The 13411-nt window shown below is 70.0% G+C and carries 18 protein-coding genes; 17 read left to right on the top strand and 1 reads right to left on the bottom strand.

The genetic code is table 11. From position 1 onward, the window contains the following. Positions 1 to 90: 90 nt before the first annotated feature. From G3I56_RS34375 to G3I56_RS34455, 17 genes are all read left to right on the top strand, one after another. Positions 91 to 1491 carry a hypothetical protein gene (locus G3I56_RS34375; RefSeq protein WP_164415969.1) on the top strand — a complete coding sequence of 467 codons (1401 nt, stop codon included), beginning with the start codon at positions 91 to 93 and terminating at the stop codon, positions 1489 to 1491. 70 nt (positions 1492 to 1561) lie between these two features. Then, on the top strand, positions 1562 to 1780 hold the full coding sequence (locus tag G3I56_RS34380) for a hypothetical protein (protein WP_164415971.1): 219 nt from the start codon (positions 1562 to 1564) through the stop codon (positions 1778 to 1780). Position 1781: 1 nt separating this feature from the next. After that, positions 1782 to 2378: a phage head-tail connector protein gene (locus tag G3I56_RS34385; protein ID WP_164415973.1), complete on the top strand. Its 597-nt coding sequence runs from the start codon at positions 1782 to 1784 to the stop codon at positions 2376 to 2378. A gap of 11 nt (positions 2379 to 2389) precedes the next feature. Further along, complete coding sequence (locus G3I56_RS34390; protein WP_164415975.1) at positions 2390 to 2839, top strand: hypothetical protein; 450 nt, start codon at positions 2390 to 2392, stop codon at positions 2837 to 2839. Further along, positions 2839 to 3039 (top strand): hypothetical protein, encoded by a 201-nt coding sequence (locus G3I56_RS34395; RefSeq protein ID WP_164415977.1) that lies wholly within the window; start codon positions 2839 to 2841, stop codon positions 3037 to 3039. Before G3I56_RS34390 ends, G3I56_RS34395 begins: the two co-directional genes overlap by 1 nt. Next, positions 3032 to 3769, top strand: a complete 738-nt coding sequence (locus G3I56_RS34400) for a hypothetical protein (RefSeq protein WP_164415979.1) — start codon at positions 3032 to 3034, stop codon at positions 3767 to 3769. The genes G3I56_RS34395 and G3I56_RS34400 overlap by 8 nt, the downstream gene beginning before the upstream one ends. 78 nt (positions 3770 to 3847) lie before the next feature. Next, complete coding sequence (locus tag G3I56_RS34405) at positions 3848 to 4249, top strand: phage tail tube protein (RefSeq protein ID WP_203691352.1); 402 nt, start codon at positions 3848 to 3850, stop codon at positions 4247 to 4249. Next, the gene (locus G3I56_RS34410) at positions 4249 to 4755 is read left to right on the top strand and encodes a hypothetical protein (protein WP_239135278.1); all 507 of its coding nucleotides are present in this window, start codon (positions 4249 to 4251) and stop codon (positions 4753 to 4755) included. The genes G3I56_RS34405 and G3I56_RS34410 overlap by 1 nt, the downstream gene beginning before the upstream one ends. 9 nt (positions 4756 to 4764) lie before the next feature. Then, positions 4765 to 5175 (top strand): hypothetical protein, encoded by a 411-nt coding sequence (locus G3I56_RS34415; protein WP_164415983.1) that lies wholly within the window; start codon positions 4765 to 4767, stop codon positions 5173 to 5175. Continuing rightward, the gene (locus G3I56_RS34420; RefSeq protein WP_164415985.1) at positions 5172 to 5327 is read left to right on the top strand and encodes a hypothetical protein; all 156 of its coding nucleotides are present in this window, start codon (positions 5172 to 5174) and stop codon (positions 5325 to 5327) included. Before G3I56_RS34415 ends, G3I56_RS34420 begins: the two co-directional genes overlap by 4 nt. Positions 5328 to 5353: 26 nt before the next feature. Next, positions 5354 to 7441 carry a phage tail tape measure protein gene (locus tag G3I56_RS34425; protein ID WP_164415987.1) on the top strand — a complete coding sequence of 696 codons (2088 nt, stop codon included), beginning with the start codon at positions 5354 to 5356 and terminating at the stop codon, positions 7439 to 7441. Between the two features lie 13 nt (positions 7442 to 7454). Next, positions 7455 to 10220 carry a hypothetical protein gene (locus tag G3I56_RS34430; RefSeq protein ID WP_164415989.1) on the top strand — a complete coding sequence of 922 codons (2766 nt, stop codon included), beginning with the start codon at positions 7455 to 7457 and terminating at the stop codon, positions 10218 to 10220. 12 nt (positions 10221 to 10232) lie between these two features. After that, entirely contained in the window at positions 10233 to 10751 is a 519-nt protein-coding gene (locus tag G3I56_RS34435) for a hypothetical protein (protein WP_164415991.1), read from the top strand. 13 nt (positions 10752 to 10764) lie between these two features. After that, positions 10765 to 11028, top strand: a complete 264-nt coding sequence (locus G3I56_RS34440) for a hypothetical protein (RefSeq protein ID WP_164415993.1) — start codon at positions 10765 to 10767, stop codon at positions 11026 to 11028. A gap of 68 nt (positions 11029 to 11096) precedes the next feature. After that, positions 11097 to 11900: an N-acetylmuramoyl-L-alanine amidase gene (locus G3I56_RS34445; RefSeq protein WP_164415995.1), complete on the top strand. Its 804-nt coding sequence runs from the start codon at positions 11097 to 11099 to the stop codon at positions 11898 to 11900. Between the two features lie 8 nt (positions 11901 to 11908). Then, a complete protein-coding gene (locus tag G3I56_RS34450) occupies positions 11909 to 12136 on the top strand; it encodes a hypothetical protein (protein ID WP_164415997.1) in 228 nt (75 codons plus the stop codon). After that, positions 12133 to 12492, top strand: a complete 360-nt coding sequence (locus tag G3I56_RS34455) for a hypothetical protein (RefSeq protein ID WP_343240136.1) — start codon at positions 12133 to 12135, stop codon at positions 12490 to 12492. Before G3I56_RS34450 ends, G3I56_RS34455 begins: the two co-directional genes overlap by 4 nt. 59 nt (positions 12493 to 12551) lie before the next feature. On the opposite strand, the gene G3I56_RS34460 is transcribed toward G3I56_RS34455, so the two are convergent. Beyond that, complete coding sequence (locus G3I56_RS34460) at positions 12552 to 13409, bottom strand: helix-turn-helix transcriptional regulator (RefSeq protein WP_164415999.1); 858 nt, start codon at positions 13407 to 13409, stop codon at positions 12552 to 12554. Positions 13410 to 13411 lie beyond the last annotated feature (2 nt).

Here is a 13411-nt window from a genome sequence, read left to right on the forward strand (position 1 = left end):
GCGCGCACGAGACCACCCGGCGCGATGCCTCGGGTGGCCGTCTGTCTGGACACGGGGCGCCTGAATCACGACGACGAAAGGACGACGAGGATGACCCTCGCCGAGCTGATCGCCCAGGCGCGCACCGCCCTGGACACGGCGATCACCGCACGACAGCAGGAGCAGGACGCGCTGATGGCGCTGCGCTCCGACGACAACCTGACCGAGGACGCGGTCACCGCGCGGGTCGCCACCCGTGACGCGGCCGACGCCGAGGTCACCCGCCGCCAGGCCGCGCTCGATGGGCTGGAGGCCGAGCAGGTCCGCGAGGACGAGGTGACCGCTCTGCAGGCGCGCACCGTCCCGGCCGCCCACCGGGCACCGGCCTACGACCGGGTGCACCGGGTGGGTGCCGAGGAGCGCACCTACCGGCCCGACCAGGACCGGCGCGGCGCGGCGTTCGAGGGTGACGTCGCCGCCGCGTTCATGGGCGACTACGAGGCCCAGGGCCGCCTTGGCCAGCACATGGCTGAGGAGCGTGTGGAGCGTGGCGACCAGCTCGACCCGCGCACCGGGCAGCGTGCGGCGGGCACGGGCGCGTTCGCGGGCCTGGTCGTGCCGCAGTACCTGACCGACCTGTACGCCCCGGCCGCGGCTGCGCGCCGTCCGTTCGCGGACTCGTGCCGCCCGCACGACCTGCCCGCGCAGGGCATGACGGTCAACATCTCCCGCATCACGACGTCGACCAGCACCGCGCTGCAGACGGAGAACGCGGCCGTCTCCGAGACGGACATCGACGACACGCTGCTGCCCATCTCGGTGCAGACCAACGCGGGCCAGCAGACGCTGTCCCGGCAGGCCATCGAGCGGGGCGCAGGCGTGGAGCCGGTGGTCCTGGACGACCTGTTCCGGCGGTACGCGACGACGCTGGATTCCACGCTCCTCAACCAGGCCACCAACGGCCTGACCAACGTGGCCACCACCGTCGCCTACACCGACGCCACCCCGACCGTCGCCGAGGCCTACCCGAAGATCATCGAGGGGCTGTCGGGCGTCGAGGCGGCACTGCTCGACATGGCGACCGGCGACAACATCGCGGTCATGCACTCACGCCGCTGGTACTGGATGCAGAACGCCATGGCCGCGACCTGGCCCATGATCACGCAGCCGGGCATCGTGGCGCAGACCCTGGGCGCCAACTACGCCACCACCTACGGCAGCGGAGTACGCGGCGTCCTGCCCAACGGCACCCCGGTCATCGTCGACAACAACATCGCCACCACCCTCGGCGGCGGCACCGAGGACGAGATCTACCTGGTGGACCGCCAGGAATGCCACCTGTGGGAGGACCCGAACGCCCCGATGTACATCCGGGCCGAGCAGCCCAAGGCCGCCAGCCTCGGCGTCCTGATGGTCGTGTACGGCTACTTCGCGTACACCCACGCCCGCTACGCCCACGCCCGGAAGATCGCGGGCACCGGGCTCATCGCGCCGACGTTCACCGGCGTCTGATCCCTCACCGTGCGGGCCCGCCACGACTCCGGCGGGCCCGCACGGTCCACCCACGTCTGAGGGAGAGAGCATGAGCGAGGAATCGCAGACCGAGGATCCGATGGTCGCCGCCCTGCTGCGCGAGCGGGAGGGCTACGCCGTGCGCGGCATGGACGACCGGACCGACCAGGTCGACGAGCAGCTGCGCCTGCGCGGTGTCGAGCCTCCGGCCGCACAGAACACCCCCACTGCTGCGTCGCGTTCGACACCGCCGAAGGGCCGCCGGACGCGGGACAGCGAGAAGGCGTGACGTGGCCAACGAGTACGTCACCCTGGAAGACCTGAAGACCCAGCTCGGCATCGAGGCCACCGACGACACCCGCGACGCGCTGCTGGACCGGGCCCGCCGGTCCGCGTCCCGGAGCATCGACAAGACCTGTGGCCGCCGCTTCTGGCTCGACGCGACGGCTGTGCAGCGCACGTTCAACCCGCGCGGCAGCATCGTGCGCGAGGACGACGGTGACCTGTTCCTCATCGACGACATCGGCAGCGCGGCCGGGCTGATCGTCGAGACCGGATCGGGAGCGTCCTGGAGCGCGGTCACCGGATATGAGACGTCCCCCGACAACGCCCTGGCGGACGGCAAGCCGATCACCGGCCTGCTGCGGCCTCTGGCGACGTGGGGCATCGCGACGACCCGGCTTCGGGTGACCGCCCGGTTCGGCTGGCCGGCCGTTCCGGACGACATCGCCGAGGCCGCGATGATCCAGGCCTCCCGCCTCTACAAGCGCAAGGACTCCCCCGAGGGCATCATCGGGTCGGCCGAGTGGGGCGTGCGCAACCTCTCCCGCCGGGACCCGGACGTGTGGGCGCTGATCGAGCCGTACATCCTGCCGGGCTTCGGATAAGGGGGCGCACTGTGCAGATCTCCGCTGTCCGCAACGCCCTCGCCGACGCCGCCCGCGCGGTCGTCCTGCCCGCCGGTATCGGGAAGCTGACGTCCACCGGCTACGTACCGGACTCGGTGGTCGTCCCCTGTTTCTTCGTCGCCGAGGTCGACATCAACTTCGACAAGACCATGGGCCGCGGTACGGACGAGCTGATGTTCACCTGCCGCGTGCTGGCAGGCCGCGCGGATGACCGGTCGTCTCAGCGGGTCCTGGACGCGCTGCTGTCCGGGGCGGGCGTCGCCTCGCTCAAGCAGGCCCTCGAAACGGCCCGGGGCGCCCCGGGCGAGCTGGCCCTCGGGGGCGCGGCCGATGACCTGCACCTGGAACGGGTGCAGGGCTACCGCTGGTACGAGCACCAGGGATCCAGCTATGTCGGCGCCGAGCTGGCCGTCAAGGTCATCGGAGACGGGAGCACCTGATGAAGGTCCGCATCCTCGCGGGCATGCCCGCCGGCGCCGTCCTGTACGACCGCCCCTGGCCCGCCGAGGGCAGCGAGATCGACGACCTGCCCACAGCGGTCGCCGCCCACCTGGTGGCGTCCGGCGTCGCCGAGGAAGTCCTCGACCAGCCCCGGCCGCGTGCCCGTAAGAGCAGCAGGAAGGGAGACGGCAGTGAGTAAGACCGTCCTGCTCAACGTCCGTACCTTCGCGGTCGGTGTCGACCTGACCGGCGTGTCCAACAAGATCGAGTTGTCCTCCGAGGTGGAGGTCAAGGCGACCACGAACTACGGCTCTTCGGGCTACAAGGAGGTGGTGGGCGGGCTGGCCTCGGCGGAGATCTCCGGCGAGGGGCAGTGGGAGGCCGGCGACGTGACGAAGGTCGACAACGCGGCGTGGGCGCAGCTCGGCGGGGTCGGCCCCTGGTCGGTCAGCGCCAACAACGGCGCGGCCGTGGGCGATCTGGCGTACTTCACCAACGCACTGCGCGCCGACTACAAGCTGTTCGGCGAGGTCGGCGCGGTCGCGCCCTGGACGTCGTCCGCAAAGTCCGCGTGGCCCCTGGTACGCGGCCAGTTCGCCCACCCGCCCGGCACCGCGCGCACCGCCACCGGCACGGGCACCGGCCTCCAGGTCGGCGCCGTCGCCCTGAACAAGCGCATGTACGCGGCGCTGCACGTGCTGTCCGTGGCCGGCACCACCCCGTCGATCACCGCGCGCGTGGAGTCCAGCGTGGACAACACGTTCGCCTCACCGACGACCCGGCTGACGTTCACCGCGGCGACCGCTGTGGGCGGGCAGATCCTGCGCACGGACGGCACCGCCATCACGGACACCTGGTGGCGCGTCGCCTGGACGATCAGCGGCACCACGCCCAGCTTCCTGTTCGCTGCCAGCCTCGGCACCGGATAGCCCGCATCCCACCTCTGCCCGGCCGGCCTCGGTCCGGGTTCCTCGCCATGCCCGGAAAGGGGGCCAGCCGTGCCCAAGATGGTTCTGCTCGCCGAGTACCTGTCCATCAACGCCAACGTCCTCAACGAGTACACGAAGAAGGCCGAGCTGACGGTCGAGGTGGAGCAGAAGGACGTCACCACCTACGCCAGCCTCGGCTGGAAGGAAGTCATCGGCGGCCTCAAGTCCGGTGACCTCGGCTGCGAGTTCCTCAACGACTTCGCCGCGACCAAGCTGGACGCCATCATGTGGCCGCTGCTCGGCACGGTCGTGCCGTTCGAGGTGCGCTCCGACCAGGCCGCGGTCAGCACGTCCAACCCGAAGTACACCGGCTCGATTCTGATCAGCGGCTGGAACCCGATCACCGGGTCGGTCGGTGACGAGGCCACCGTGTCGCTGGGCTTCCCCACCTCGGGGGCCGTGACGAGGGCGACCGTCTGATGGCCGGCGGGCCGCCGTTCTCCCTCGCCGTGGAGAACGTCGACGGGCTGGCCGCGCTGGTGCGGGCCATCCGCGCCGAGGAAGACGGCAAGGCCCTGCGCAAAGACCTCGCGAAGAACATGCGCGACGCCCTGCGTCCCGGCGCCCAGCAGGCCAAGGACTCCATCATGGCGATGGTCTCGACGCAGGGCGCCATGCCCGCGCTGCGCTCGTCGATCGCCCGGAAGATCCGACCCGAGGTCAAGCTCGGCGGGCACTGGTCCGGCGCCCGCGTGAAGGCCTTCAAGACCAAGAACATCCGCGGCTTCCCCAACGCGCCCAAGCGCACGAACAGGGCGTCCGGCTGGCGCCACCCCGTGTACGGCAACCGGAACAACTGGGTCACCCAGCGCGGAAAGATCGAGTGGTTCGACCGCTCCTTCACCGGCCGCGAAGCCCTCTACAAACAGGCCGTCAACCAGGCCATGGAAGACATGGCCCGGCGGATCGCCGCCCGGGCCCGATAGGAGCAAGCCGTGTACCTGGTCTACCAGCCCGAGGGCAGCGAAGAACCGCAGCGCTGGAAGTACAACCCCAAGAAGCTCATGTCGGCCGAGCGAGAGATGCTGGAGCGGCGCACCGGGAAGAACTTCACCGAGTTCACCCAGGACGTCATGAAGGGCAACAGCCTGTGTCGGCGCGCGCTGCTGTTCATGTACCTCAAGCGCGTGCACCCGGGCGTGAAGTACGAGGACGTCGACTTCGCATGGGACGAACTCACTTTGGAGCACTCCAAGGGTGAGCTGCGCGAGATGCGCAAGAGCGTCGTCGACTCCGTGCCCGCCGCGCAGCTGGACGCGGTCCTGGCCAAGCTCGACGAGGAGATCGACGAGGCGTTCGAGGACCCTGACGAGCAGGGAAAAGCGAGTCTGCCGATCGCCGGATGAGGCGACTCGGCGACGCCGCGCACCTGCTCGGGATCAAGGGCAGGGACTGGGACACCTTCACCGTCGAGGAGACGGACACCTACCTGGGCTGGCTGGACGCCTACGCCGAGGCGCAGCAGAAAGCCAACGAGAAGCTCAAGTCGGGGCGATGACGCCCCCTGTCATCAGGGGGTGAGTCATGAGTGACACCTCGCTCGTGTTCAACCTGGTCGCCCGCGACCAGGCCACGGAGACGCTGGGCAAGGTCCGGGAGAAGTTCGACGCCGCGGCCACGGGCATCGCCACCGGAGTGGCGGCCGGCCTCGGGGTCGGTGTGGCCGCCGCGCTCGACATGTCGGCGGCCAACGCGAAGCTCGCCGCGCAGCTCGGCGTCGGCCCGGCCGAGGCCGCGAAGCTGTCCAAGGTGTCGGCGGACGTCTACGCCAACAACTGGGGCGACTCCACCGAGCAGGTCAACGAGGCCATCAAGGGCGTCTACCAGAACATCGGGGACGTCTCCAAGGCCAAGGGCGGCCTGGAGGGCGTCACCAGCAAGGCCCTCGCCCTGGCGCAGACGTTCGACCAAGAGGTCGGCCCGACCACGGCCGCGGTCGGCCAGATGCTCAAGACCGGCCTGGCGAAGAACGCCGACGAGGCGTTCGACATCCTCACCCGGGGCTTCCAGACCGGCGCCAACAAGGCCGACGACCTGTTGGACACCGTCAACGAGTACGGCGTGCAGTGGAAGAAGTTCGGCCTGGACGGCCAGACCGCCATGGGCCTGCTCTCCCAGGGCCTCAAGGGCGGCGCCCGGGACGCCGACCTGGTCGCCGACGCGGTCAAGGAGTTCAGCATCCGGGCCATCGACGGCTCGAAGACGACCGCGCAGGGCTTCACGGCGATCGGCCTGGACGCCCAGACCATGGCCGACCGCATCGGCAAGGGCGGCAAAGGTGCCACGCAGGCCCTGGACGAGACCCTCGACCGACTCCGCGGCATCAAGGACCCGGTCGAACAGGCGGCTGCCGCGTCCGCCCTGTTCGGTACCCAGGCCGAAGACCTTGGGTCCGCGTTGTACAAGCTGGACCCCTCCTCGGCTGTCACCGCCCTCGGCAAGGTCGGCGGCGCCGCGGACAAGATGGCCAAGACCGTCAGCGACAGCCCGTCCGCAGCCCTGGAGACCTTCAAGCGGCAGGCCATCGTCAAGCTGGCCGAAGTCGGCGGCACGTTCGTCCAGTTCGCCACTGACAACTCCGCCGCGTTCGAGCCGCTCGCCTACACCCTTGGCGGGATCGCGGGCGCCGTCCTGCTGATCAAGGGCGGGATGATGGTGTGGACCGCCGCCCAGACCGCGTGGGCCGCGGCGACCACGATCGCGACGGGCGCCCAGTGGCTGTTCAACACCGCCCTGTTCGCCTCGCCGATCACCTGGATCATCCTCGCCATCGTCGCCCTGGTCGCCGTGATCGTCATCATCGCGACGAAGACCACCTGGTTCCAGGACATCTGGTCCACCGTCTGGGGTGCCATCACCACCGCGTTCGGTGCGACCGTCTCCTGGCTGTCGGACCGCTTCAAGTGGTTCGGCACGCTGCCCGGGAAGTTCGCGGGCTGGTTCGGATCGGCAAAGGACTGGGCCATCAACAAGATGCTGGCACTGGTCCAGTGGCAGATCGGCCTGCCCGGCCGTCTCCTCAGGGCCCTGTCCAGCCTGGCCGGGAGTCTGCGCAACACGGCCTCGCGCGCCTTCCAGTCCCTCAAGGACGCAGCCGTCAGCAAGGCCGTTTCCCTGGTCGGCTGGATGTCCGGCCTGCCGGGGCGGATCGGCAGGGCGGTCGGATCCCTGGGCAGCCTGCTCTACGGCAAGGGCCAGAGCATCGTGACCGGCCTGTGGAACGGCATCAAGTCGATGGGCTCCTGGCTGCGGAGCACGCTGATCGGCTGGGCCAAGGACATGATCCCCGGCCCGATCGCCGATGCCCTCGGTATCGGCTCCCCGTCGAAGCTCATGGGCGACGAGATCGGGCACTGGCTGCCGCCCGGTATCGCCATGGGTGCCGAGGACAACCGCGGCGTCCTCGACAAGACCATGCGAGGCCTCGTCGACCCCGAACTCGCCACGCCCTCCCGGCCCCTGACCACCGGCATGGCGCCGCTGATGGGTGCGCAGGCGGGCGGCGGGGCGGTCGTGGTCCGGCTCGAATTCGCCGAGGGCGAGTTCAAGAAGCTGCTGCGCAAGACGGTCCGGGTCGACGGGCGCGGCAGCATCCAGATCCTCACCAGCTGAAAGGGGGCTCGACATGGTGTTCCCTCAGACCCCGCTGAGCGTGCTGGTCGAGCTGTGGATCGGCGGCGCGTGGGTCGACGTCACGTCGGACGTGTACGTCGCCAACAAGATCGTCATCAGCCGGGGCCGGGCCGACGAGGGCGTGCGGGTCGACCCGGGCAAGTGCACGCTCGTCTTCAACAACCGGCTCGGCAAGTACAGCCCGCGCAATCCGCTGTCGCCGTACTACCTGCTCATCGGCCGCAACACCCTCATTCGTGTCTCGGTCAAGGCAGGCACCTCGTTCCTCGAGCTGCCCGGCTCGTCCAGCGCCGTCGCGTCCACCCCGGACACGGCGGCCCTCGACATCACCGGGGACCTCGATGTACGGGTCGACGCCACCCTGTCCAACTGGACCGACTACGCGGCCGGGAGCGGGTCCACCACACAGTTGGTGGGAAAGCTGGGGTTCGCGGGCGGCTCGAAGAGCTGGTTCCTCGGCACCCGGAACAGGGCCCTGTACTTCGAGTGGTCGGCGGACGGCACCGCCACCCTGTCGGCGTCGTCGACCCTTCCCTTCCCCAACACGGCGTCCGGCCGCCTCGCCGTGCGGGTGACGCTGGACGTCGACAACGGCTCCGGCGGGCGCACCGTCACCTTCTACACCGCCCCCTCGGGGACGTCCGGGCCGTGGACCCAGTTCGGCAGTCCGGTCGTGCAGGCCGGGACGACGTCCATCTTCAACTCGGCGACCGCACTGCGGGTCGGCCGCGCCACGGACGTCGGCTTCACCCAGCCCAACGGCCGCTTCCACAAGGCGGAGATCCGCTCGGGTATCGGCGGGTCCATCGTGGCCAGCCCGGACTTCAGCGCCCCGGCCGTCGGCGCGGGCAGCTTCGTGGACAGCGCGGGCCTGACCTGGACGGTGAACGCCCCGGCGGCGATCACCAACCGCCGTACCCGGTTCATCGGAGAGATCTCGTCCTGGCCCTCCCGCTGGGACGTCTCCGGGCGGGACGTACGGGTACCGGTCGAGGCCGCCGGGATCCTGCGCCGCCTCGGCCAGGGCACCAAGGCCCTCGACTCCACGCTGCGCCGCCGCATCCCCTCCTACACCCCGCTCGCCTACTGGCCCATGGAGGAAGGCGCAGCCGCCAGCCGCGCCTACAGCCCCATCGCCGGCGTCGCCCCGCTCACCCTCACCAACGCCACCTGGGCCGGCGCCGACACCCTGCCCTCGTCCAACCCGCTGCCCGTCCTCGCCTCCAGCGGCACCAGCCTGCCCCGCATGCACGGCATCGTCCCCGCGCCCTCCCCGGCGCCCACCAGCTGGGCCGTGCGCTACATCTACCGCCTCGACACCGCGAACACGACCCTGCGCACGTTCATGCGGATCCTGTCCACCGGCACCGTGGCGGAGTGGTACATCCAGCAACGCAACAACCTCACACGCATCTTCGGCCTGGACACCGACGGAGCGACCGTCTTCACGCAGGACGTGGCCACCGGCACCGACCTCTACGGCGCCTGGATCAATGTCCGGTTCACCGCGACCCAGAACGGCGGCAACGTCGACTGGGTCATCACCTGGACGGACGTCGGCGGTGACGCCGGCAACGCCTTCGCTTCGTTCGCCGGCACCGTGGGCCGTGCGACCGGCGTGGCATCCCCGCCCGACGGCTACTCCGCAGACCTGGACGGCATGGCCATCGGCCACATCTCGGCCTGGCCCACCAACACCACCGTGGCCTACGACCGCGCCATCGACGCCTGGGCGGGAGAAACCGCCGGCGAACGCATGACCCGCCTGGCCGCCGAGGAGACCCTGCCCCTCACCCTGTACGGCGACCCGGCCGCACAGGAGCAGGTCGGCGTACAGCGCCCGGACGCTCTGCTCACCCTGTTCGAGGAGGCTGGGGACGCCGACGGCGGGATCCTCTACGAGCGGCGCGAGAGCGTCGGCCTCGCCTACCGCGACCGCAACTCCCTCTACAACCAGCCCGTCTCCCTCGCCCTCAACTACCTGACCGCCGGGCATGTGGCACCGCCGCTGGAACCCGTCGACGACGACCAGGGGGTGCGCAACGACATCACCGTGCAGCGCGCCGACGGCGCCTCCGCACGCGTCACCCTCGACACCGGCGCCCTGTCCACGGCGGCCCCGCCGAACGGCGTCGGCGTGTACGACGAATCGGTCACCCTCAACCTGTACGACGACGACCAGGCCGAACCGCAGGCCTACTGGCGTCTGCACCTGGGGACCGTCGACGAGGCCCGCTATCCGGTCCTGCGCGTCGACCTGGCCGCCGCGCCCTCACTGATCGACAGCGTCACCGGCATCGACTCCGGGGACCGCATCACGATCGCCAACCCGCCCGCCTGGCTGCCGCCCGGCCCCATCGACCTGCTCGCCCAGGGCTACACCGAGACCATCGGCCACCCCGTCGACTGGGACCTGGAGTTCAACTGCACCCCGGGATCGCCGTGGGTCGTGGGCGTCATCGGCGACGACCTGCTCGGGCACGCCGACACCAGCGGCAGCGAACTCGCCGCCGGCGTCACCTCCGGCGCGCTGTCCCTGTCCGTGAACACGACGGCCGGACCCCGGTGGACAACGGCGGCAGCCGACTTCCCCTTCGACATCCGCATGGGCGGCGAGGTCATGACCGTGTCCGCCATCTCCGGGACGTCGAATCCGCAGACGTTCACCATCAGCGCACGGTCCGTCAACGGCATCGTCAAGTCGCACCTGTCGGGCACGACTCTGGCCCTCGCCCAACCGATGATCATCGCCCTCTAGGGAGGCACCCGCGTGGCCACGTACCCCCCGGTCTACGCCGGCACGAAAGTCACCGCCGCCTTCCTGGAGTCGATGTGCCCGGTCACGGCGACCAAGACCGCCAACGAGTCCGTCACCAGCAGCACCACCCTGCAAAACGACGACCAGCTGTTCGTGCCGGTCGAGGCCAACGCCACCTACGAGGTGGCCTTGCTGCTGCTGCACGACTCCGACGCGACGGTTGCCGGAGACATCAAGGTCGGATGGACCGGCCCGGCCGGCGCCGCCATGAACTGGGGTGTCCACGGCGCCAACACCACCGCCAACTCGTCCACCGCCGTCACCAGCGTCAACATGCAGACCCGCACCATCGTCGAGGCCGCCTCGTTCGGCGGCGGCGACAGCACGGGCACTGTAGCCCTCGTCTTCGGCACCCTCACCACCGCCGGGACGGCGGGCACCCTGCAACTCCAGTGGGCCCAGGACACATCCAACGCCGTGGCCACCAACGTGCGCGCCGGATCCCGCCTCACCCTGACCCGCACCGCCTGAGGAGCACTCACCCATGCCCTTTGTCACCCCGCGCAGGGACAGCATCCGCTACGACGGCACCAACGGGACGCACATCGCGGGCGTCTGGTGCACGGCCCTCGGGTTCGTGTCCGACACCGGAACGGTCCTCACCTACACCGACCGCGACGGCTACAAGCAGACCGCGAACCTCGGCGACTGGTTCATCATCTCGGGCACCGGCGACGGATACCCGACCGTCCTCGCGCAAGCCGGATACGAGTTGTACTTCGTCGAGATCCCGCCCATGCCCGGCTGATCCCCGCCCGCCCCATCCCTGCAGCCCCGCGCCGTCCGGCCGGGGCTTTCGTCATGTCTGGAGACCTCATGGCCATACCGCTCACCGCCGACAGGCTCGTCGCAGTCCTCAAAGCCGAGGGCGTCAAGGTCGCCGAGTACCCGGGCTGGCGTACGCGCGAGCGCGACGACGAGACCGGCAAGACCTTCGGCCCCGTGCACATGGTGCTCAACCACCACACGGCAGGCTCGGACAGTCTGGCCGTCGTGGCGAAGAACGGCGTGCCGGGCCTGCCCCCTCCCCTCGCCCACATCCACCTCGCCAAGTCGGGGCTCGCCACCCTGTGCAGCGCGGGCCGGGCCAACCATGCCGGGCTGATGGCGCTCAACGCGTACACCTCGTTCCTCAACGAGGCGTCCGTGCACCCGGCCCCGTCGAAGGCGTCCGGGACGGTCGACGGGAACGACGTCGCGTACGGCATCGAGACGGAGAACCTCGGCAACGGCACGGACACGTACACGCGGGCGCAGTACGACGCGTGGGTGCGGATCAACGCCGCGTTCTGCCGCGAGTACGGATGGTCTGCCGAGTCCTGCGGAGACCACAAGGAGACGAGCATCGAGGGGAAGATCGATCCCAAGGGGCCCGTCGAGGGATACGGCACGCGCGGCAAGTTCACCTACACCGGCAAGCAGTTCCGCGCGGACGTCGCCGAGCGGCTGAAGCACCCGGCGTCGTGGTCCCCGGCCAAGCTTCCGGCGCCGGTACCCCCGAAGCCCGCGCCGACGCCGCCGAAGCCCGTACCGGTGCTGACCACCGAGCAGCGGCTCTCCGCTCTGGAGAAGACCGTCACCGCACAGGGCAAGCGGATCGCTGCCCTCGAAACGAAGTGAGGCATCCCATGAAGGACTCGACGAAGCGCACCGTGCGCACCACCCTTCAGACCACCGTGGGCGTCGCCGTGATGCTGCCGCAGATCGTCGCCGCGTCCGGCGTGCCGGAGGCCCTGCCGTGGGTGGGCGGCTCCCTCGCCGTGGCAGGCGGTCTCGCCCGCGTCATGGCACTGCCCGGGGTCCAGGCGCTGCTGCCGGGGTGGCTGCGTACCGACGACCCGGCGATCCGCCGGTGACCACGCCCGGGGCGGTCCTGGCCGACAGCACCGGGGTGCCGCTGGTCGACGCCGCGGTGGTCTGGAGTATCGCGGGCGCGGCGGTGGCCGCGGCCGTCGTCCTGATCTGGCGTGGCGTGCGCGGGATGCGCCGCGTGATTGCGCGGGTCGACACGTTCGCCGACGACTGGGCGGGTGTTCCCAGCCGTCCAGGCGTTCCCGAGCGGCCCGGCGTCATGGTCCGCCTGGACCGGATCGAGGAACACATCGAGGGCGTGCAGCACGAGCTGCGGCCCAACTCTGGCCAGTCGCTCAGGGACGCGGTCGACCGAGTTGAGAGGACTCTCGCCGCCGACACTGACACCGACACCCCCTGACTCAGCCCCCTGTACGGCCCACCACGGGCCGTGCAGGGGGCGTTTCGTCATGCCCGGGGTCAGCGCGAGTTGAGGGCCTGTCGTGCGTGGTTGATGAGGTTCTGGGCGTCGGTGCCGTACACCGCCGACTCCTGCAACGTCTTCCAGACCCGCAAGTAGGTGGCGATGCTGTCCGCATCGTCTATCCACAGCTCGGCGTGCCAGTCCTCGACGACCACAAGACGCTCGTCGTAGACCCAGAAGCTGTTGCCCGGGTAGATCTTCAGTGAGGCGCTGAAGGGGACGATGCCGAGTTCGACGGTGTCCAGGCCGATGACTCCGGCGAGGTGGTGAAGCTGTGCCGCGAGCACGGACGGCGGGCAGACCAGGGAGCGCAGGGCGCCCTCCCACATCATGATCCGGTACTTCCTGCCCTGCCTGTACAGCCCCTCCTGCCGCTGGATGCGGGCGCGTACGGCGTCCTCAGTGTCCCGTGGTGATCGCATCAGGTCGGCGTGCCGGACGAAGACGTGCCGGGCGTAGTCCGGTGTCTGGACCATGCCGGGGATCAGGCAGGGCTCCCAGATGGTGAGGACCTTCGACCTGTCGTGTTCGGGCGTGACCGCGTCCTGAACGGCCCTGTGTCCTGCGGCCAGTTGGCGGCGCCAGGAGCGGATGTGGGACTCGAACCCCCGCAGCCTGGCGAGGAGTTCCTCGTACACTTCGGGCCGACCGGTCCCGTCCGCCCACGCCCGCAGGTCCTCGACCGTCGCCGTCTGCCGGCCGTTCTCCAGCTTGCTGACCTTGACCTTGGACCAGCCGGGCCCGAGTCGTTCAGCGAGTTGTGCACCGGTGAGCCGGCCTCCAGGGGCCGTGAGCCGAAGTTCCCGGAGCCTGATCCCGAGATCCTCGCGCGCCTTCTGATAGTCCGTGCTCACCG

Origin of the sequence: Streptomyces sp. SID12488, assembly GCF_010548275.1 — a bacterium.
Lineage (GTDB): Bacteria > Actinomycetota > Actinomycetes > Streptomycetales > Streptomycetaceae > Streptomyces.